This window comes from Stenotrophomonas sp. STEN038, assembly GCF_056759895.1.
In genome coordinates this window covers 1-19,230 of sequence record NZ_JBRRDW010000068.1, presented here as the reverse complement: position 1 = coordinate 19,230, position 19,230 = coordinate 1, and the positions used below count along the sequence as shown (strand labels likewise).

The following is a 19,230-nucleotide window of genomic DNA, read 5'->3' as shown; positions in this document are numbered from 1 at the left end:
GCCCGCGGGCGGGCGGGGGGGGGGGGACCGTGCTTGGCCCGCACGTGGCTGTGGTGGTCATCGGCGCAGCGGGGGCGGCCCCCCCCGCGCCCCCCACTACATGTGCGGGATTACCGGCAAAGCCTCTGCCGAGCATGGCTCGGCACTACATGTGCTTTATTATCGCCCCCCTGCCGAGCATGGCTCGGCACCACGGGGACTTAGTCCTTGGTGACGCGGTTGATCTCGGCCAGGCTGGTAATGCCCTGCGCCGCCTTCACCAACGCCGACTGACGCAGGTCGTTGATCCCGATTTTCTGCGCGGCGGCAGCAATATCCATCGCATTGCCGCCCTGCAGGACGATTGCCGCAATGTCATCGGTCATCGGCATCACCTGGTAGATACCGGTACGACCCTTGTAGCCTTCGGTGCACTCCTCGCAGCCGACCGGCTCATGGAGATTTATGCCCTTGGCGATCTGCTCGGCGGTAAAGCCTTCGGCCAGCAGCGCGTTCTCAGGCAACTGCTGCGGACGCTTGCAGTTGCTGCACAGGCGCCGCGCCAGACGCTGGGCGATCACCAGGGTCACCGACGAGGTGATGTTGTAGGGCGCAATACCCATGTTCATCAAACGCGCGATGGTCTGCGGCGCATCGTTGGTATGCAGCGTGGACAGCACCATGTGGCCAGTCTGCGCAGCCTTGATCGCGATCTCCGCGGTCTCAAGGTCACGGATTTCGCCGACCATGATGATGTCCGGATCCTGTCGCAGGAACGATCGCAGTGCCGCGGCAAAGGTCATGCCGCGCTTGTTGTTCTGCTGCACCTGGTTGACGCCAGGCAGGCGGATTTCCACCGGGTCCTCGGCGGTGGAGATATTGCGGGTATCGTCGTTGAGGATGCCCAGTGCGGTATACAACGACACCGTCTTACCCGAACCGGTAGGACCGGTGACCAGCACCATGCCGTAAGGCTTGTGGATGGCCTCCAGAAACAGCTTCTGCTGCTCCGGCTCGTAACCCAGCTTGTCGATACCCAGCTTGGCCGCACTGCCATCAAGAATACGCAACACCACCTTCTCGCCGAACAAGGTCGGCAAGGTACTGACGCGGAAGTCGATCTGCTTGGTCTTGGACAGATTCAGCTTGATGCGCCCATCCTGCGGCACGCGCTTCTCGGCGATGTCCAGCTGGGCCATGACCTTCAAGCGCGCAGCAATACGCTGGTTCAACTTGACCGGCGCCTTGGCCACGGTCTTGAGCAGGCCGTCAATACGAAAGCGCACCCGATAATCGTCTTCGTAGGGCTCGAAATGGATATCCGAGGCACCCTTGCGGATCGCGTCCACCAGGGCCTTGTTGACGAATTTGACGACCGGCGTGTCATCGCCCTTGGCATCGACGCCGGTGTCGCCACCGCCAGCCATGTCGTCATCACCGGCGGCGACATCCAGATCGCCCATGCCCTCGTCGTCTCCACCGAGACCATCCCCCAGCGAATCGTTGCTGGCCATCCATAGGTCCAGCGTGCGACGGATCTGCTCCTCATCGACCAGGATCGGCTCGACCACCAGGTTGGTCTGAAACTTGATCTCATCCAGCTGCTGGGTCGGATTGCTGGTGCCGACGAACAACTTGCCGCCACGCTTGAACAGCGGCAGCACATGGTGCTTGCGCAGCAACTCCTCGCTGACCAGCTTCATCGCGTTCTGGTTGGGGTCGAATACCGACACATCCAGCAACGGCATACCGAACTCCATCGCATTGGCAGCCGCCATATGCGAGGCATTCACCAGCTTCTTGTCAGCCAGCCACTGCGCCAACGGCACCCTAGCCTCACCAGCCTGGGCCATCGCGGTACGGGCTGCGGCCTCATCCAGCGCGCCGTCCTGGACCAGACGGCGGGCAATCCCGGTGATGCCAACCAGATTGGCGGTGACTGCAGTGTTCATGGTTTCCCTTGAGCCGGACGACAACCTGGTGATTGTACGCAAGGCTTTAGCACATGTAGAGCCAAGCCATGCTCGATTGGAGGTCACCAGCACATTCTCCGCCGTGCGTGGCTATGCCCTGCAAACGTTCTTCGCCGATGCTTCAGTACCCGCAGATTCGCGCAAGCAAACCATCAGAGAGCAAACACCTGTGAAAAATCAATACCGATCGTCAGACAGAACATTCGACATCAGGATCACACGGAATGGCTCAGCGCTTGTCACTTCATGCGACTCGAAACATCAATCAGGATGACCTTTTGAACTGAAAGGAACTAAAAACTGCCAGAGCATCTGGCGATCATAAACACCCGAAACTCCGAGGCTCGATGAGCATGGGCCTGGGCAGTGGTAAGTGCGAAACACACGGTCAAAGATGGAAAAGACGGTCGCGAAATTTTTACCTACCCCGTCGCCCTCGAGGACGTGATGCCACCGATGCATGGCGGGAGATACAAATATCCAGCTCAAACGACCAAATGTCCAAGGCAGGTTCACGTGAACAAAAGCACCATAGTAATGCCTGACAAGGGCATTGATCGCCAAAGCCCACCATGGAAAACCTATAAAAGCCAATGCCCCCCCATCAATTATCACGGTCGTTAGACGGTTGATGGGATGGAATCGATAAATTGTCGTCCAATTCATTTGCCGATCACTGTGATGCATGATGTGCACCTTCCAGAACCAGCCCGTGTGCTCAAGTCGATGCCGCCAATATGAAACAAAATCACCCACAAAAACGGCAAGCAGCACGCACAGCGGCACAGCAATCACGCCACCTGAAACATGCGAAAAAAGCCTAAGACTTATTGGCTCCATCAAATTGACCAGGAAAGTCAAAAGCAATGAGAGCGGCGCCAAAACGAGGACCGTATCAACGAGCAAAACGGTAATATTAAAGCGAACTGATCGGACCTCAAACCCGACGACCCAGTCGCGCAACTGACTCCGATTCACCCATAATGCCAGGCAAAGAGCGAGCGCAGACAAGGTCATCACCCCGAGCAAAGTCTCGGCAATCAATCTGAAATACCAAAGCCAACTCATTGTTGCCCCTGAATGTATGCAGAAAAGGGTCGATGAGGCGCTTTGACCTATGCAAGACAGACCTAGCGAAAACTACGGGGTAGCGAGCAAGCAGTTTCCCGTATCCATATCACATGTGGCAAGCCGGGTTCCTGGCGCCTTAGGCGTCCCGGTAATGTCGACATCGAACGACGCGGCGTCGTCCGCTGCTTGACAAGCCTTTTTAGGTGCAGAGCTGGGCGTGTCGTCATTATGCAGGGTAGCAAGTGCAAAACTCGCATAACTCTTCATTTCCGCCAGACAAGCCCCCTCTGCCGCCTTGACCCTGTAGCTGTTGTAAGCCGGCAACGCGATCGCCGCCAGGATTGCAATGATCGCAACCACGATCATCAACTCAATCAGCGTAAAACCCCGCTGTCTCAGAAACATCGTCTGCTCCCCCCCATTAATCAGAACAACCCTCTGAAGAAAAACCCCGCCTAGGCGGGGTTTTTCAAGACTAACACCCGAATTACGGGGCCGGCGTGGCCGGCGCGGCCGGCGGATCGCAAGCAGCAGTGTCAGCCTTACACGAAGTCACCTTGGTACCCGGCGTCTTCGGAGTAAAGGTGATGGCATCACCAGCAGTAACTTGAGCCGCAGTCAACTTTGCAGTCGGGGCGGAGCATGCCTTGGCAGCCGGCGTAGGAACTTCGTCAGCCGAGAAACCACCCTGAATAGCGGCCACAGCCGAATTCATGTAAGCCTTGGCTTCAGCAAGGCAAGCACCTTCAGCCGACTTCACGCGGTAGTTGTTGTAAGCCGGCAGAGCGATAGCTGCCAGGATGGCAATGATCGCAACCACGATCATCAATTCGATCAGGGTAAAGCCCTGTTGCTTCTTCATGAGTACATCCCCTAGAGGTTTGGATTGTGAGCATGGTTGCAGACATATGCCTGCGCGCATGGGGTTACAAAGCAGATTGCGTGCCAACTTCCCAGCAGCCCCCTGCTCCCCACGGACAATGATGGCAGCATCGCCAAAGAAAGGAAGCCCCGCTGGCTCGTTTCAGGAACAGCACCACAAGGTGACCCGGCGCGTCACTTTGTGACGCAATTCCACAAAGCTACCTGGCAAGCAAGGCTTCTCCCCCTTGTTCAAAAGTCACTTGGAGCGGCGTTGTCGCAGCAAAGAGCCGCCGCTTCAGACCCACGGGGATCCAACAGCCTCCAATCCGCCCGGATAGCGTCCATTGCAGGCTCAACACCGGAAAGGCGACTACGATGTGACCCACCCCTCCAAAAAAGCTTGCTCCCAGACTGTGCCTACAGCCGTTTGACGAGCTACCATGCCGATGTTGTCTGGCCTGGGGATGGCTGGACGGGGAGAGAAAATGGCCGTTACCCGCAACGCGATCAATAAAGAGCAGGCTGGACGCAACACCAGCCAGATGCTGCCGTTTGTCTGGGAGGGAACAGACAAGCGCGGCGTGAAGATGAAAGGCGAGCAGGACGCCAAGAATGCGAACCTGTTGAAGGCCGAGCTGCGCCGCCTGGGCATCACCCCAACCGTGGTCAAGCCCAAGCCCAAGCCTCTGTTCGGGGCCGCAGGCAAGCCTGTCAAACCAAAGGACATCGCGTTCTTCAGTCGCCAGATGGCGACCATGATGAAGTCCGGCGTACCCATTGTCAGCGCACTGGAGATCATCGGCAGCGGCCACAAGAACCCGCGCATGGCCAAACTGGTGGGCACGATCCGGGCTGATCTGGAGGGCGGCTCATCGCTGTACGAAGCGATCAGCAAGCACCCGGTGCAGTTTGATGAGCTTTATCGGAACCTGGTGCGCGCCGGCGAAGGTGCCGGCGTCCTGGAAACCGTGCTGGAGACGATTGCCAACTATCAGGAAAACCTTGAGTCACTGAAAGGCAAGATCAAGAAGGCGCTGTTTTACCCAGCAATGGTGGTCGCTGTGGCTATTCTGGTCAGCTCGGTGTTGCTCATCTGGGTCGTCCCCCAGTTCGAGGACATATTCAAGAGCTTCGGAACCGATCTACCCGTGTTCACCCAGATGATCGTGGCGGCTTCCCGCCTGATGGTGAAGTGGTGGTGGGCGCTGCTACTGCTCGCGGTCGGTACTATTGGGGGGATAACCTACCTTTACAAACGATCTCCTCAGATGCAGCACACACTGGATCGCTTGATCCTGAAAGTGCCGGTGATCGGTCAGATCATGCACAACAGTGCCATTGCCCGCTTTGCCCGTACGACTGCCGTTACCTTCAAGGCCGGCGTACCGCTGGTGGAAGCCCTGGGCATTGTTGCTGGCGCCACCGGCAACAAGACCTATGAAGACGCCGTACTGCGCATGCGTGACGATGTGTCGGTCGGCTACCCGGTCAACATGGCGATGAAGCAGGTAAACCTGTTCCCGCATATGGTGGTGCAGATGACGGCCATCGGCGAAGAGGCCGGCGCGCTGGATACCATGCTGTTCAAGGTGGCCGAGTACTTCGAGCAGGAGGTCAACAATTCGGTGGACGCCCTGAGCAGCCTGCTGGAACCCCTGATCATGGTCTTCATCGGCACCGTTGTTGGCGGCATGGTCATCGGCATGTACCTGCCAATCTTCAAACTTGCTTCCGTTGTTGGATAATTAGCGAATGGCTTTTCTTGATCAGCATCCCGGCCTCGGCTACCCCGCCGCGGCCGGACTGGGACTGCTGATCGGCAGCTTCCTCAATGTGGTGATCCTGCGCTTGCCCAAGCGCATGGAGTGGCAGTGGAAGCGCGATGCGCGCGAAATCCTCGAACTGCCCGACATCTATGAACCGCCGCCGCCCGGCATCGTGGTGGAGCCTTCGCACTGCCCGCACTGCAAGCACAAGCTGAGCTGGTACGAGAACATCCCGCTGTTCAGCTGGCTGATCCAGCGCGGCAAATGCCGGCATTGCCAGGCGCCGATCTCCATCCAGTATCCGATCGTGGAGTTGGTTACCGCGCTGATGGTGTTGGCCAGCGTCTGGCAGTTCGGCTTCGGCTGGCAGGGCTTTGGTGCGATCGTGCTGAGCTGCTTCCTGGTGGCGCTGTCCGGCATCGACCTGCGCACCCAACTGCTGCCAGACCAGCTCACCATCCCATTGATGTGGCTGGGCCTGATCGGCAGCATGGACAACCTGTACATGCCCACCAAGCCAGCATTGATAGGTGCCGCGGTTGGCTACCTGTCGCTATGGACAGTGTGGTGGCTGTACAAGCAGATCACGGGCAAGGAAGGTATTGGCCACGGCGACTTCAAGCTGCTGGCGGCACTGGGTGCCTGGTGCGGACTGAAGGGCATCCTGCCGATCATCCTGTTGTCGTCGCTGGTCGGCGCCATCATCGGCTCGATCTGGCTGTACTCGCGCGGCCGCGACCGCGCCACACCGATCCCATTCGGTCCCTACCTGGCCATCGCCGGCTGGCTGGTCTTCATGTGGGGCGACCAGATGATAGGCGGCTACATGCGACTGGCAGGCTTTCAGCAATAGACGATCGCAAGCGACAATGGCCCTTCAAGGGCCATTGTCGTTTTTGGAGTCATTGCATGAGCAGCTTCATCGTTGGACTGACCGGCGGCATCGCCTCGGGCAAGAGTGAAGTCAGCCGGCGCTTCGAGGCCCTGGGCATCACCGTCGCAGATGCGGATGTCGCAGCCCGAGAGGTAGTAGCGATTGGCAGCCCCGGCCTTGCGGCGATTACCGAGCTGTTTGGCAGCGCGGTCCTGCAGGCCGATGGCAGCCTGGATCGCGCCTACCTGCGCCAGCGCGTGTTCGCCAATGCCGACGAACGCCGCGCGCTTGAAGCCATCACCCACCCCGCCATCCGTGCCCGCGTGCGTGGCGTCTGCGAAGCAGCCGCCAGCCCCTATGCGATTGCAGCCATTCCACTCCTCACCGAAGCGGGTGGACGGGCGACCTACCCTTGGCTGCAACGTGTCCTGGTGGTGGACGCCCCCGAGGAGGTGCAACATGCGCGCCTGCTCAGTCGCGACAACATCGATGCCGCGCTGGCCGAGCGCATGATCCAGGCCCAGGCCAGCCGCGCGCAGCGCTTGGCATTAGCTGACGATGTGATCGTCAATGATGGCCATCCGGATGCGCTGCAGGCGCATATCGGAGCACTCGACACGCGCTACCGACAGCTTGCCGCAGCGGGGCGATGACTCCAACCATCCGTGGAGAGGGTCCCTTGTCCTGCACCCTGATGCTGTTCATTTCAACTACGCCGCGCTACCGGCATATGAGCAGTTGATGCAGTGGCCTGCGGCGCATGTGGGAGCTGCGCAAGCCGCGAGGCTCGCGCAGCCCAAACATCTCCAGGTGATGATCTGCTTGCTTCGCGGCTTACGCCGCTTCTACAAAAAATTCGATCCCGACAGTCTGCCATCGGATTCCGGGGCACTCGGACGCTCGAATCAGCAGTATTGCCCTGGCGACATTTCTGCGCTCACTCTGACCGGGACTACTCAGGCGAAAACGTCAACGTCGCAATAACACCGCGCTCCGCACCCGGACGGATATCCACCTGCCAGCCGTACAGCGCACAGAGCCGGCTGACGATGGAAAGACCGATACCGCCGCCCTGCGAATGCCCTGCGTGGGTGCCGCGATAACCGCGCTGGAACAAGCTGGCGGCATCTTTCTCGCTCAGCCCTGGACCGTTGTCGATCACTTCCACCGCGTTGCTACCTACGCGCACCAGCACCCTGCCTTCCTGCGAATACTTGACGGCATTACCGATCAGGTTGCCCAACGCCACCGACAGCGCCGACTCCGGCGCGTCGATCACCAGCTCGCGTGATCCTTCCAGCGCCAGCTCCAGCGGCTTGCCACCAAGCTGCGCACGGTGCGACTCCAGCAACTGCTCGGCAACCCGGGCGACGTTGCTGCTACCTTGTGCGCGCTCATTGCGCGACAACAGCAGCAGCGAGCCGATCAGATCACTGCATTGCTGCTCTGCGCGCTGGATGCGCTGCAGACGTTGCAATACCTTCTCATCAATGCCAGGACGGGCGAGCAACAGCTCGGTAGCCCCACGAATCACTGCCAACGGCGTACGCAGCTCGTGACTGACGTCGGCATTGAACTCACGGTCGCGCTGCACCACTTCAGTCAGACGCGCCGAGTAATCATCAAGCGCCTCGGCCAGCTGCCCCACCTCATCATCTGGAAAGCGCGGCGCAAGTGGCTCGGGATGGGCGTTACCGCCACGATAGGCGCGCAAGCGGGCGGCCAGGTCAGACACCGGCCGCATCACCCGTGACGCAGACCACCAGCCCAATACCCAGGACAGCAAACTGAAAATGATCACCGACAAGAACAGCGCCCGGTTGAGCTGCTGCTCACCACGCAGCGCCTGCCCCATGTCGTAGGCGATGAAGAACCACGCATCCGGCGTCTTGCGTACACCGACCTTGTAAGAGAAGGGCTTGCCCTCGGCATCCTCGCCACTGATGTTGTGGATGCCGTCCTGCAGCCCCTCCCATTCGGGATAATCACGGCGCAGGCTATCGAGTTTGTCAGGACGGAACAGGAACGCACGCATCTGCTGGACCGGCGCAACCACGTCGGTACCGCCACTGCGCATGTAGCTCTGCCAAGAAGCATCGAGGTTGCGGTTCATCACATCTTCGACGAGCTGGTTCTCCACCCGCATCCGCGCCCAGTTCGTGGCAAACGCAAAAAGTGCCGTCAGGCAAAAGCCCAACAGCACGAACGAGACGATGATGCGGCTACGCAGGCGGCGGCGGTAACGCCCCCGCTTGCGCACAGGCTCGGGCAATGCAGATTCAGGCATCGGGTGCGGAGATACGGTAACCAATGCCGTGACGGGTCTGGATCATCGGTACTTCAAACGGCTTGTCCACCACTGCGCGCAGGCCATGAATATGCACGCGCAGCGAATCCGAATCGGGTAGTTCTTCACCCCAGACGCGGGTCTCCAGCTCCTGCCGGGTAACAACCGCCGGCGAGGCCTCCATCAATGCCTGCAGGATCTTCAGCGCGGTCGGGTTGAGCTGCAGCAGCTTGCCTTGGCGACGCACTTCCAGCGTATCCAGGTTGTACTCCAGATCACCTACCTCCAGCACCCGGGTGTGGGCGCCCTTGCCGCGTCGCGACAACGCATTGAGGCGCACTTCAACTTCCTGCAGCGCGAACGGCTTGATCAGGTAGTCATCGGCACCGGAATCGAAGCCGGCCAGCTTGTTGTCCAGTGAGTCACGTGCGGTGAGCATCAACACCGGCGTCTGCTTGCGCGCATCGTTGCGCAGCTTGCGGCAGACTTCGATGCCGTCCATGCCCGGCAGATTGAGATCCAGCACGATCGCATCAAACTCGTGCACCACGGCCAGATGCAGGCCGGTCACGCCATCGGCGGCGAAGTCGACCGTGTGTCCACGGTCCTCAAGGTAGTCGCCAAGATTGGCGGCAATGTCGCTGTTGTCTTCGATTACAAGAATGCGCACGTGTGCGATTACCTTTTTTTTTGGAAGTGCGAATGCCCTGGGGGCTCGCTTGCAATGGATTACACCACAGGCTGCATTAACTTCTCACAATCCTGCGCCAAGCCTTCAACAATGTCCGCTCCAAGCTGCCAAAGGCTCCCGCATTTCATGCGCCCACTCAGAACGACAAAAGCACCACGGGAACACCCAACGCTCCAGCAGTGATCACAGCCAATGTTGGTTGCCCTGCTGTCGTCGTCACTCTAGCGCCGCTCACCACCGGCAACAACCCAACATAAGCAAACAAAAACAAGGCCCCGACGGAAACCGCCAGGGCCTTAAAAATTCCCGATCACCGGACCCACTGAGGAGGGCTGGGTACAGTGGAAACAGGCTAGGGCCAGCCGGATTAAAGGCTTGTTAAAACCATGCAAAGAAATCGCATCCCGGCCTCAGCGCTTGAGGCTGGTCACGTATTCGATCATGCGTCCGGCGATATCGTCCCCTGAGACCCCCTCGATCCCCTCCAGTCCCGGGGTGGAATTGACCTCCAGCACCAGCGGACCACGCTTGGAGCGGATCAGGTCCACGCCGGCAATGCCCAGCCCCAGCGCCTTTGCCGAGCGTATCGCCACCTGCTGCTCGGCCTTGCTGCAGACCACCCGCTCGGCAACGCCGCCAGCGTGAAGGTTGGAGCGAAAGTCCCCTTCCTGCGCCTGGCGGCGCATGGTCGCCACCACCTGGTCACCCACCACCAGGCAGCGCAGGTCCGCGCCCTGGGCCTCGGCGATGAATTCCTGCACGAGAAAGTTGGCGTACAGCCCACGCAGGGCCTCGACGGTGCCCTTGGAAGCACTGAGCTTCTCTGTGAGGATCACTCCCCTGCCCTGCGTGCCCTCGCTGAGCTTCACCACATGCGGCGGCGGCCCCAGCATCGACAGCAGGTCATCGGTATCGTCGGGGTTGTCGCCGAACACGGTAACCGGCATGTCGATGCCCTTGGCCGCCAGCAGCTGGTGCGCGCGCAGCTTGTCGCGCGCGCGCAGGATCGCATCGGACGGATTGGGGGTGCGCGCGCCCATCATCTCGAACTGGCGCAGCACCGCGGTGCCGTAACGGGTAATGGAGGAGCCGATGCGCGGGATCACCGCGTCTATCCCGGTCAGCGCCTTGCCCTTGTAGTGCATGCCAAAGCCACTGGAGGTGATGCGCATATAGCAGCGCAGCGGGTCGAGAATGCGCACGGTATGGCCGCGGCTGCGTGCAGCTTCGACCAGACGGCGGGTCGAGTACAGCTTGGTATTACGGGAAAGAATGGCCAGTTTCATCGCGGCGGGAGTGATCGGTAGGCGCGCAGCATATCGCGGCGTTACCGGTTCCGGATGATCTTGATCGTGGCGTTTGGAGGGCCTTCATGGACGGGAAAACATGACCACCGCCGCGCCGAATGCATTTCCCGGCAATCCGCCAGGAATGGAGCGGGCGAAGGGAATCGAACCCTCGTCAGTAGCTTGGGAAGCTACAGCTCTACCATTGAGCTACGCCCGCTTTGGCGAGGCTGAAGTCTATGCGCCGCGCAGGGACAAAGCAATGTCCGGCACTGCGGTTGAATGCGGTCCTTACGGCCCTTAGCCCGGGTAAGCGCAGCGCACCCGGGGCTGTTGACGGACAGCGCCCTGCTCCCGGGGCACGGCGCCCACCGGGGCCATCGAGCCGTTTGCCGGCCATGCAAGCAGCTGTTCCGAACACACTCTCCCACAGCCAAAACAAAAAGAGGCGATGCCGCAAACGCGGCACCGCCTCCCACACACAACACCTCGTTACCTGCTACCAGGGCAACTTAGAAGCTGCCGCCAAAGCTGGCGAACACCGTCGCATCACGTGCGGACTTCTGCATCGTGGTGGTGCTCAGGCCAATATTGCTTTCCAGGCCGAACAGGTTCAAACGCGCACCCAGCACTGCGGTAGCGTAGTTACGATCAAACTCCAACCCCGGCACCTTGTACATGCCGACATCGGCCATGGTCTGCAACCAAGCACTGGCCTGCTTGCCGTCTTCGAACTCATGGTCGTAGGTGACCTGCACATACGGCTTCACGTTGCCGCCGTCGAAGCGTGCCTGCCAGCCAATGCGGCCAACGGTCGAATCCAGGTCCTGGTCGGCATAACCAAAGGCGGTGGCGCTGGTGTTGCTTTCAACGTAACCGTCCAGCTTCACCTTCTGCCAGACCACGGCGGCTACCGGACCATGGCGGAAGCCGCCGGCCTGGCCGAACTCGTAGCCCGCATTGATCGCGGCGGTGAGGTTGCTGCCGTCCGGCGAGCCCTTGTGCTCACGGGTAGCCGGGCCGAGCTGCACCTTGCGGGTGACGTCATAGCCCAACCAGCTATAGCTCAACTGACCATTGACCCAGGCGCGCTCGCCGTACCAGCCCGCGAACAGGCCCAGGGTGGTGTCATCCTGGGTGAAGTCACCCTTGCTGTTGCCGAAATCGGCATCCATGCGGCCGTAGCCGGCGAAACCACCGAGCACCATGCCGTCACGCGCCCAATCCACACCGAACAGACCGGCGGGTGCGAGGCCATCGTAGAGATCGGCATGGTCATAGCGCTGCATGTCGCCGCGCACATTGCCCCACCAGCTCAGGCCATCAGCCGGACGCGAACCCAGGTGCGCGCCAACCTGATCGGCACGGGCACGACCGGTGGTCTGCGCCGAATGGCTCAGGATCTGCTGCAGACGCGGCGCTTCCAGCACCGAGATGGCGTACTGGCCGAGGATCTGATGCGCTGCGGTGGTCGGATGCACGCCATCGGCGAACACATAGGTGTTGTTGGCATTCGACGCCACCAGGGTCAGCGGCGAGCAGGTCAGCGACGAGGCCGAGGTGCAGGCCATGTTGCTGACATTGGTGAAGCCATAGGTACCCGGGTTGGCGACGATTTCCTGCAGGATGGTGAAGGTATCCACCGGAATCACCTGCAGCCCGGCCTGCTTCAAGCCACCAAACAAGGCGTTGTTATAGCTCTTGGCCAGCGCGGTCCCCTGCGCCATGCCAACCGCGCCGCCAGCGCGTGAGGCCGGGGTCAGGCCGATATCCGGCAGGGTCGGCACCATCACGTATTGGGCGCCGGCGGCCTTCAGCGTGCCAACGATGCCGATCTGGTCGGTCACCGCCGCGCCGATGATGGCCTGCGCCTGGGCTGGCGCGGCCTGCACCGCAAACAGATCATTGGCACCGCCCCACACGGTGTACAGCGCATTGGCGTCAGCCTTGCCACCGTTGGCGGCCAGGTACTTGGTCATCTGGGTTTTCATCGACGGCGTGGCACCCAGTGCGCCGACAGTGTCCACACCCACGCGCGCGCCGCCAACGGCGTAGTTGTCACCGGTCTGGCCGTTGCCGTTGGGACTGGCGTTGGTACCGTACTGGTCGGCGATATAGTCCGCCCACACCCAACCCGGGTTGGTGGTGAAGCGACCAACCAGCGAAGCATTCGGATCCAGTTGCATCAGTACCGGACGGAAGTAGCCGGTATCGGTCAGGCTGTCACCGAAGAACACCGTCTTGGAATACGGCGACTGCGCCATGGCCGGCGCCGCGGCCAAGGCAATGGCGACAGCCACGGCGGCGCGCAGCGGGCGGAGGGAAAGAGACATGTTGAACTCCTGGGTGGGGGAAAGCGGACAGACATACGCCGCCGCACGTTGTTATGTTTTCATTACCGCGTAAGACACACACGCTGCGCCGCCGCAAACTGTCTGTCGGCTGGGCTTTTGCGGCGGCTCTGGCGAGAATGGCGGCATGAACATCCATCTGAATGGCGAACCCCGCCAGCTGCAGCCCGCTTTGACCCTGATCGAACTTTTGGCCGCCGAAGGGCTGGCCGAGCGCCGCGTGGCGGTCGAGATCAACGGCGACATCATTCCGCGCAGCCAGCATGCGAGCCACAAACTGCAGGACGGTGACGTGGTGGAAATCGTGCACGCGTTGGGCGGCGGCTGAACCATGTAGTGCCGAGCCATGCTCGGCAGAGGCCTTCCCAGCGAGCTCTGCATGGCATCGGTAGTGCCGAGCCATGCTCGGCAGAGGCCTTCCCCGCTATGTTTGCAGGAACAGCGTAAGCCGCGGCTGAAAAGCCAACCCCTCCCCAGCCCCAGCCCTCCCCTTGCCTGCGGCAAAGGGAGGGAGCTACAGCGGCGAGCTGTCGGCCCCACCTGTAGAGCGCAGCAATGCTGCGCTGGGGCATTGCCGATGAAGCTCCTGCCAAGCATGGCTCGGCACTACATTCTGGAAAGCTCCCTGCCGAGCATGGCTCGGCACTACAGTGCTGGCTTGCCCTTGCAGAACATGGCTCGGCACTACAGGTCGGCGGGATGGGTGATAATTCGGGCATGAATGCAAATGTCCCCACCGATTCGCTGGTCATCGCCGGCAAGACCTATTCCTCCCGGCTGCTGACCGGCACCGGCAAGTTCAAGGATCTGGAAGAAACCCGCCTGGCTACCGAAGCCGCTGGCGCCCAGATCGTCACCGTGGCCATCCGCCGTACCAACATCGGCCAGAACCCGGGCGAGCCCAACCTGCTCGACGTACTGCCGCCGGACCGCTACGCGATCCTGCCCAATACCGCCGGCTGCTATACCGCCGAAGACGCGGTGCGCACCTGCCGCCTGGCCCGTGAGCTGCTGGACGGCCACAACCTGACCAAACTCGAAGTGCTGGGCGACCAGAAGACCTTGTACCCGGACGTCATGGCAACGTTCAAGGCTGCCGAACAACTGGTGAAGGACGGTTTCGACGTCATGGTCTACACCTCCGATGACCCGATCCTGGCCAAGCGCCTGGAGGAAATCGGCTGCGCCGCGGTGATGCCGCTGGCTGCACCAATTGGTTCGGGCCTGGGCATCCAGAACAAGTACAACCTGATCGAGATCATCGAGAACGCCAAGGTGCCAATCATCGTCGATGCCGGCGTTGGCACCGCCTCGGATGCTGCCATCGCGATGGAGCTGGGCTGCGACGGCGTATTGATGAACACCGCCATTGCCGGTGCCCGCAACCCGGTGTTGATGGCCAGCGCCATGCGCAAGGCTGTGGAAGCCGGCCGCGAGGCCTTCCTTGCAGGCCGCATCCCACGCAAGCGCTATGCCAGCGCTTCCTCCCCCGTAGATGGGCTGATCGGCTGATGACTAATCCTTTTGACAGCGCGGGCTCCAAGGCACCGCCCAAGCCCTTCACCGTGACCGAGGGTCGCCGCGAGATCCGAAGTTTCGTCCTGCGCCAGGGCCGCTTCACCCCGGCCCAGCAGCGCGCGTTCGACGACCGTTGGCCGCGCTTCGGCATCGACTTCAATGGCGAGCCGCGTGACCTGCAGGCCACCTTCGGCCGCAACGCCCCCAAGGTGCTGGAAATTGGCTTCGGCAACGGCGCCGCACTGCGCTACGCGGCACAGTTCGATACTTCCAAGGACTACATCGGCATCGAGGTGCACGCTCCGGGCGTCGGCCGCCTGCTCAATGCCTTGGCCGATGACAATGCCGACAACGTCAAGCTCTACCACCACGATGCAGTCGAGGTGCTGGAGAAGGAAATCGCGGACGGCGCCCTGGACGAAATCCGCATCTACTTCCCGGATCCCTGGCACAAGAAGCGTCACAACAAGCGCCGTCTGGTGCAACCGGGCTTTGCCGAGCTGCTGGTGCGTAAGCTGCGCGTCGGTGGCCGCCTGCATTGCGCCACCGACTGGGAAGACTATGCCGAACAGATGTGGGACGTGCTCGACGCCACACCCGGCTTGGTCAACCGCGCAGGCCCGCGTGGCGCGGTGCCGCGCCCGGACTGGCGCCCGCAGACCCACTTCGAGACACGCGGCCAGAAGCTCGGCCATGGCGTCTGGGATCTGCTGTATGACAAGCCCGGCAATACGGACGCCGGCTGAGTGATGAGGACGCGATGACAGCTGCACGCTTCCATGAGATTGCCGAACACGCTGCCTGCGCAGCGTTGATGGCAGATTGCACTGTCAAACCGTCCCAGCACTCCTCCTTGAAGTCACTGCCCTGATGGATACCGCGCTGACGCTCACCACCGATATGAAGCTCGTGCTCGGGCTGGTGGGCTTCACGATGGCCATGTTCCTGTTCGAGCGCATCCGCGCCGACGTAGTGGCCTTGGTGGTGATGGTGGTGCTGGGCGTCACCGGCCTGATTGCCCCTGAAGAAATCTTCGGTGGCTTCTCCGGTAACGCGGTGATGAGCATCATCGCCACCACCATTCTCGGCGCCGGCCTGGACCGTACCGGCGCGCTGAACCGGCTTGCCGGCTGGTTGCTGCGGCGTTCGCATGGCCTGGAACAACGGCTGCTGCTGCTGACCAGTGCCACCGCCGGCTTGAACTCCTCGTTCATGCAGAACCCGTCGGTGATGGCGCTGTACCTGCCGGTCGCCTCGCGCCTGGCTTCGCGTACCGCGCTCACCCTCAAGCGCCAGCTGCTGCCGATTTCCGCCGCCATCGTGATGGGTGGCGCACTGACCATGGTCGGCAACTCACCGCTGATCCTGCTCAACGACTTGTTGATGTCGGCCAACAACAACCTGCCCTCAGGCACCGCTACCATCGAGCCGCTGCGCATGTTCGCACCGCTGCCGATTGGTATCGCGCTGCTGATCGCTTCGTTGCTGTACTTCCGTTTTTACGGCAGCCGCAAGCTGCAGGAAGAAGAAACCGAAAGCGAGGATGGACAGGCCCCGGCCCGAACAGAAAGCTATTTCGCCAAGGCCTACGGCATTGAAGGCGATGTCTTCGAACTGCTGGTCACCGCCGAGAGTCCGCTGGTCGGCATGACCGTCGGCGAGGCTGAAAACCTGTTCGACGCCCCGCTGTTCCTTGCGCTGAAAACCGGCGATGACACACGCCTGTCGCCACCGGCAGACATGCGCATCTGGGTTGGCAGCGCACTCGGCGTGATGGGTCCACGCCGGCAGGTGTCGGACTTCGCGCAGAACCAGTTCCTGCGCATGTCCTCGCGGCTGAAGCAGCTGGGCGACCTGTTCAATCCGGCCCGCGCCGGCATTTCCGAAGCAGTAGTGCCGCCGACCTCGCGCCTGATCGGCAAGACCGCTGGCGAGTTGCGCCTGCGCAAGGAACGCGGCATCAGCCTGCTGGCGATCAACCGCGACAAACAGGTGATCCGGGAGGACGTGCGCAATACCGCATTGCGTGCCGGTGACATGCTGGTCTTCCACAGCATCTGGCAGGACCTGGCTACCGCTGCTGAAAGCCGCGACTTCGTGGTGGTCACCGACTACCCCAAGGGCGAGCAGCGCCCGCACAAATTCAAGATCGCGATGGCGATCTTCGCGCTGACCATCATCATCGCGCTCACCTCGCACCTGCCGGTGGCCCTGACCCTGCTCACCGGCGTGGCCGGCATGTTGCTGACGGGCGTGCTGCGCATGGACGAGGCCTATGCGGCGATCAACTGGAAGACCATCTTCATGATGGCCGGCCTGATTCCGCTGGGCTGGGCGATGGACAGCAGTGGCGCGGCGGCCTGGATTGCCGGCCATACCATCGACAAGCTGCCTGCCGGCATTCCGGTATGGGCGCTGGAGATCGCATTGGCGTTGTTGACCACGGCCTTCTCGCTGGTGATCAGCCATGTCGGCGCGACCATCGTGATGGTGCCGATCGCGGTCAACCTGGCCTTGGCTGCGGGTGGCAATCCGACCGCATTCGCGCTGATCGTGGCCTTGTCGGCGTCCAACAACCTGATGACCGCCTCCAACCCGGTGATCTCGATGGCGATGGGCCCGGCCAAGTACACCCCGCGTGAGATGTGGCGGGTAGGCGGCCCCTTGTCACTGCTCTACACCGTGATCGTGGTGATCATGATCAACATCATGTTCTGACAGACCAATCGCCAGCTGTGCTGGATCAGCGTAGGAGATCGCAATGAAACGGATAGCATTGGGAACACTGGGTTTTCTGGCCATGCTCAGCGCCTCTGCCGAGCAGCGCACTCCGCCGCAGGCACATTGCATCGATGCACGGCAGATAGGCGGTGCCGAGGGCATCACGCCCAATACTCTGGCGTTACGGTTGAAGGACGGACAGCGCTTCAAGGTAGATCTCGCACAGGACTGCCCTACACCGGAAAGTCGGCTATCGGTGCGCGGCAGCAAAGACGGCTGGCTATGCGCCGAGCCCGGCGAAAGCCTGGTCATCGGCGATGCGCAGTGCCCGATCAGCACGATCGCGCCCTTGGATACACGCGGCTACGCCGAGCTGCTACGCCAGCGCGACAGACAAGTGGCCACCCTCGAAACCCTGCAGGTTGGGGCCGCGAGCGAGCGGCCCTCGCGCGGCTTTCGTGGCACTGCGGATTATTGCGTCGGCGTTGATGCCGTCCGCAGCTGGAGCGAGAGCCCGCAGGGGATCACCGTCGAAGTTGCACCCAACCGCGCTGCCGGCAATCGTTTCTATCGCATTGAAGTTGCCAGCGGCTGCCCGGCACTGGCCAATTCGCAGACGATGACCTTGGTCTCCGGAATGGGAATCGGCATGGTCTGCGGCCATCCAGGTGACAGGATGGCGTTGGGCCGCCCGGAACGCGAGCTGATCCGGCCAGGTGATCGGGCAAACTTCAGCGGCCGCTACGACTGCCAGATCAGTCGCGTCTATCCGGTACAGGACAAGAACAAGAGCTGAGCCTGCAGCGCTCAGCCCAGCAACACCTTGCCATCTCCGACCGATACCGGCACCGCGCGCAGCGAATCGCCCTTGCACGGACCGGCCACGCAGACACCGCCTTCCAGCTCGAACGAAGCGCCGTGCACCGCGCACACAAGGTGCCCTTCGCGGCTTTTGAGGAACTGACCGGGTGCCCAATCCAGCGCGCGCCCTGCATGCGGGCAGACGTTCAACCATGCGCGCACCGAGCTGCCTTCGCGGTACAGCACCAGCGTCTCGGCGTCGCCATCAATCACCGCCACCACCGCATGGAAGCCTTGATCAGGCACGGCCTCAAGTGGGCAAAGTTCGATTCCGGAAGCGATGGCGCTGGACATTGGAACACCGATACAAGTAAGCCAGTCATTGTCGCATGGGCAGACGTGCCCCCGAACGAAGCTGACTCACGGCCCTGTCCAGCCTCCTATTCAGACAGTAATTAACGACAACTTCACGCAATTGCCCTCCGCGCCCCTGATACTCGGCAGCAGACTCAACGTCATCCAACTTTAATGAACATCCGTTACGTCCAATTCGCCAAGCTGCGCAACCTGTTCGCCCCGCGTAAACCGCGTAACCCGCTGGTACGCATTGCCTTGGGCCTGCTGGGCATCGCAATTCTTGCGGTGCTGATTGTTGGCGGTATTTTTGTTGGTGCAGCCATGGTCCTGGGCGGCATCGCCTGGAAGCTGTTTGCGTCGCGCAAGGCCCGCACCATGCGCAAGTCCGACCCGACCGTGGTCGATGCCGAATACCGCGTAGTCCGCAAAGCCGCCCTGCCGCAAGCGCGCTAAAGCTTTTCTGTAGTGCCGAGCCATGCTCGGCAGGGGCTTTACCGACGCCGTCAGACTGTAGGAGCGGCGTAAGCCGCGAAGCCGACACCGCTGGAACCACCGACATATCCGCAATCGGATCGGCTATCAGCTTCGCGGCTTACGCCGCTCCTACAAAGAGGCTTTCCCGGTCCGATCAGGCTGTGGGAGCGGCGTAAGCCGCGTAGCCGCCACTGCTGGAACCACCGGCATATCCGCA

At 61.4% G+C, this 19,230-nt stretch carries 18 protein-coding genes, 1 tRNA gene and 1 pseudogene; 10 read left to right on the top strand and 10 right to left on the bottom strand.

What is annotated here, in order from left to right:
- Nucleotides 1–200: 200 nt before the first annotated feature.
- On the bottom strand, nt 201–1,931 hold the full coding sequence (pilB, locus tag ACVOLS_RS19480; RefSeq protein ID WP_481546996.1) for a type IV-A pilus assembly ATPase PilB: 1,731 nt from the start codon (nt 1,929–1,931) through the stop codon (nt 201–203).
- On the opposite strand from pilB, the gene ACVOLS_RS19475 reads away from it, so the two are divergent.
- Nucleotides 1,924–2,226: a hypothetical protein gene (locus ACVOLS_RS19475; protein WP_481546995.1), complete on the top strand. Its 303-nt coding sequence runs from the start codon at nt 1,924–1,926 to the stop codon at nt 2,224–2,226. The two genes, pilB and ACVOLS_RS19475, sit on opposite strands and share 8 nt — an antisense overlap.
- Here ACVOLS_RS19475 and ACVOLS_RS19470 read toward each other — a convergent pair.
- The 3 genes and pseudogenes from ACVOLS_RS19470 to ACVOLS_RS19460 form a co-directional block, all read right to left on the bottom strand.
- Nucleotides 2,214–3,020 (bottom strand): sterol desaturase family protein, encoded by an 807-nt coding sequence (locus tag ACVOLS_RS19470; protein ID WP_481546994.1) that lies wholly within the window; start codon nt 3,018–3,020, stop codon nt 2,214–2,216. The genes ACVOLS_RS19475 and ACVOLS_RS19470 overlap by 13 nt on opposite strands.
- Nucleotides 3,021–3,092: 72 nt before the next feature.
- Entirely contained in the window at nt 3,093–3,428 is a 336-nt protein-coding gene (locus tag ACVOLS_RS19465; protein WP_481546993.1) for a prepilin-type N-terminal cleavage/methylation domain-containing protein, read from the bottom strand.
- Between the two features lie 357 nt (nt 3,429–3,785).
- Nucleotides 3,786–3,885: pseudogene (locus tag ACVOLS_RS19460) on the bottom strand (prepilin-type N-terminal cleavage/methylation domain-containing protein); the annotation flags it as partial.
- 487 nt (nt 3,886–4,372) lie between these two features.
- Between ACVOLS_RS19460 and ACVOLS_RS19455 the strand changes: the two are divergent.
- From ACVOLS_RS19455 to coaE, 3 genes are read left to right on the top strand one after another with little or no spacing between them, the layout of a single operon-like run.
- On the top strand, nt 4,373–5,632 hold the full coding sequence (locus ACVOLS_RS19455; RefSeq protein WP_481546998.1) for a type II secretion system F family protein: 1,260 nt from the start codon (nt 4,373–4,375) through the stop codon (nt 5,630–5,632).
- Nucleotides 5,633–5,639: 7 nt separating this feature from the next.
- A complete protein-coding gene (locus ACVOLS_RS19450) occupies nt 5,640–6,506 on the top strand; it encodes a prepilin peptidase (protein ID WP_481546992.1) in 867 nt (288 codons plus the stop codon).
- 56 nt (nt 6,507–6,562) lie between these two features.
- Nucleotides 6,563–7,180, top strand: a complete 618-nt coding sequence (gene coaE, locus ACVOLS_RS19445; protein ID WP_481546991.1) for a dephospho-CoA kinase — start codon at nt 6,563–6,565, stop codon at nt 7,178–7,180.
- A 299-nt stretch (nt 7,181–7,479) separates the two neighbouring features.
- On the opposite strand, the gene ACVOLS_RS19440 is transcribed toward coaE, so the two are convergent.
- The 5 genes from ACVOLS_RS19440 to ACVOLS_RS19420 all read right to left on the bottom strand — a co-directional run bounded on the left by ACVOLS_RS19440 (nt 7,480) and on the right by ACVOLS_RS19420 (nt 13,091).
- Nucleotides 7,480–8,814 carry a sensor histidine kinase gene (locus ACVOLS_RS19440; RefSeq protein WP_481546990.1) on the bottom strand — a complete coding sequence of 445 codons (1,335 nt, stop codon included), beginning with the start codon at nt 8,812–8,814 and terminating at the stop codon, nt 7,480–7,482.
- Nucleotides 8,807–9,484, bottom strand: coding sequence for a response regulator transcription factor (locus ACVOLS_RS19435; protein ID WP_057629745.1), 678 nt, complete (start codon nt 9,482–9,484; stop codon nt 8,807–8,809). Before ACVOLS_RS19435 ends, ACVOLS_RS19440 begins: the two co-directional genes overlap by 8 nt.
- Before the next feature lie 431 nt (nt 9,485–9,915).
- Nucleotides 9,916–10,791: a 30S ribosomal protein S6--L-glutamate ligase gene (gene rimK, locus ACVOLS_RS19430; RefSeq protein WP_282267216.1), complete on the bottom strand. Its 876-nt coding sequence runs from the start codon at nt 10,789–10,791 to the stop codon at nt 9,916–9,918.
- Nucleotides 10,792–10,937: 146 nt separating this feature from the next.
- Nucleotides 10,938–11,011: transfer RNA gene (locus ACVOLS_RS19425), tRNA-Gly, on the bottom strand.
- Between the two features lie 292 nt (nt 11,012–11,303).
- Nucleotides 11,304–13,091, bottom strand: coding sequence for an autotransporter outer membrane beta-barrel domain-containing protein (locus tag ACVOLS_RS19420; RefSeq protein WP_481546997.1), 1,788 nt, complete (start codon nt 13,089–13,091; stop codon nt 11,304–11,306).
- 178 nt (nt 13,092–13,269) lie between these two features.
- Here ACVOLS_RS19420 and thiS point away from each other — a divergent pair, with 178 nt between their 5' ends.
- From thiS to ACVOLS_RS19395, 5 genes are all read left to right on the top strand, one after another.
- The gene (thiS, locus tag ACVOLS_RS19415; protein WP_481546989.1) at nt 13,270–13,470 is read left to right on the top strand and encodes a sulfur carrier protein ThiS; all 201 of its coding nucleotides are present in this window, start codon (nt 13,270–13,272) and stop codon (nt 13,468–13,470) included.
- Between the two features lie 389 nt (nt 13,471–13,859).
- Nucleotides 13,860–14,654: a thiazole synthase gene (locus ACVOLS_RS19410; RefSeq protein WP_481546988.1), complete on the top strand. Its 795-nt coding sequence runs from the start codon at nt 13,860–13,862 to the stop codon at nt 14,652–14,654.
- The gene (gene trmB, locus ACVOLS_RS19405; RefSeq protein ID WP_282272406.1) at nt 14,654–15,406 is read left to right on the top strand and encodes a tRNA (guanosine(46)-N7)-methyltransferase TrmB; all 753 of its coding nucleotides are present in this window, start codon (nt 14,654–14,656) and stop codon (nt 15,404–15,406) included. Before ACVOLS_RS19410 ends, trmB begins: the two co-directional genes overlap by 1 nt.
- 124 nt (nt 15,407–15,530) lie before the next feature.
- The gene (locus ACVOLS_RS19400) at nt 15,531–17,378 is read left to right on the top strand and encodes an SLC13 family permease (protein ID WP_481546987.1); all 1,848 of its coding nucleotides are present in this window, start codon (nt 15,531–15,533) and stop codon (nt 17,376–17,378) included.
- Nucleotides 17,379–17,421: 43 nt separating this feature from the next.
- Nucleotides 17,422–18,177: a hypothetical protein gene (locus ACVOLS_RS19395; protein ID WP_481546986.1), complete on the top strand. Its 756-nt coding sequence runs from the start codon at nt 17,422–17,424 to the stop codon at nt 18,175–18,177.
- Nucleotides 18,178–18,188: 11 nt separating this feature from the next.
- Here the strand turns inward: ACVOLS_RS19395 and ACVOLS_RS19390 are convergent, their stop codons facing one another.
- Nucleotides 18,189–18,536, bottom strand: coding sequence for a Rieske (2Fe-2S) protein (locus tag ACVOLS_RS19390; RefSeq protein ID WP_481546985.1), 348 nt, complete (start codon nt 18,534–18,536; stop codon nt 18,189–18,191).
- 174 nt (nt 18,537–18,710) lie between these two features.
- Between ACVOLS_RS19390 and ACVOLS_RS19385 the strand changes: the two genes are divergently transcribed.
- Complete coding sequence (locus tag ACVOLS_RS19385) at nt 18,711–18,992, top strand: hypothetical protein (RefSeq protein ID WP_481546984.1); 282 nt, start codon at nt 18,711–18,713, stop codon at nt 18,990–18,992.
- The last annotated feature ends 238 nt before the right edge of the window (nt 18,993–19,230 follow it).

Bases quoted from the DNA above. Each gene is read 5' to 3' on its own strand.
- ACVOLS_RS19390 (WP_481546985.1), bottom strand. From the start codon at position 18,536: ATGTCCAGCGCCATCGCTTCCGGAATCGAACTTTGCCCACTTGAGGCC.
- pilB (WP_481546996.1), bottom strand. From the start codon at position 1,931: ATGAACACTGCAGTCACCGCCAATCTGGTTGGCATCACCGGGATTGCC.
- rimK (WP_282267216.1), bottom strand. From the start codon at position 10,791: ATGAAACTGGCCATTCTTTCCCGTAATACCAAGCTGTACTCGACCCGC.
- ACVOLS_RS19410 (WP_481546988.1), top strand. From the start codon at position 13,860: ATGAATGCAAATGTCCCCACCGATTCGCTGGTCATCGCCGGCAAGACC.
- ACVOLS_RS19385 (WP_481546984.1), top strand. From the start codon at position 18,711: ATGAACATCCGTTACGTCCAATTCGCCAAGCTGCGCAACCTGTTCGCC.
- ACVOLS_RS19450 (WP_481546992.1), top strand. From the start codon at position 5,640: ATGGCTTTTCTTGATCAGCATCCCGGCCTCGGCTACCCCGCCGCGGCC.
- trmB (WP_282272406.1), top strand. From the start codon at position 14,654: ATGACTAATCCTTTTGACAGCGCGGGCTCCAAGGCACCGCCCAAGCCC.
- ACVOLS_RS19440 (WP_481546990.1), bottom strand. From the start codon at position 8,814: ATGCCTGAATCTGCATTGCCCGAGCCTGTGCGCAAGCGGGGGCGTTAC.
- ACVOLS_RS19400 (WP_481546987.1), top strand. From the start codon at position 15,531: ATGGATACCGCGCTGACGCTCACCACCGATATGAAGCTCGTGCTCGGG.
- coaE (WP_481546991.1), top strand. From the start codon at position 6,563: ATGAGCAGCTTCATCGTTGGACTGACCGGCGGCATCGCCTCGGGCAAG.
- thiS (WP_481546989.1), top strand. From the start codon at position 13,270: ATGAACATCCATCTGAATGGCGAACCCCGCCAGCTGCAGCCCGCTTTG.
- ACVOLS_RS19455 (WP_481546998.1), top strand. From the start codon at position 4,373: ATGGCCGTTACCCGCAACGCGATCAATAAAGAGCAGGCTGGACGCAAC.
- ACVOLS_RS19465 (WP_481546993.1), bottom strand. From the start codon at position 3,428: ATGTTTCTGAGACAGCGGGGTTTTACGCTGATTGAGTTGATGATCGTG.
- ACVOLS_RS19470 (WP_481546994.1), bottom strand. From the start codon at position 3,020: ATGAGTTGGCTTTGGTATTTCAGATTGATTGCCGAGACTTTGCTCGGG.
- ACVOLS_RS19395 (WP_481546986.1), top strand. From the start codon at position 17,422: ATGAAACGGATAGCATTGGGAACACTGGGTTTTCTGGCCATGCTCAGC.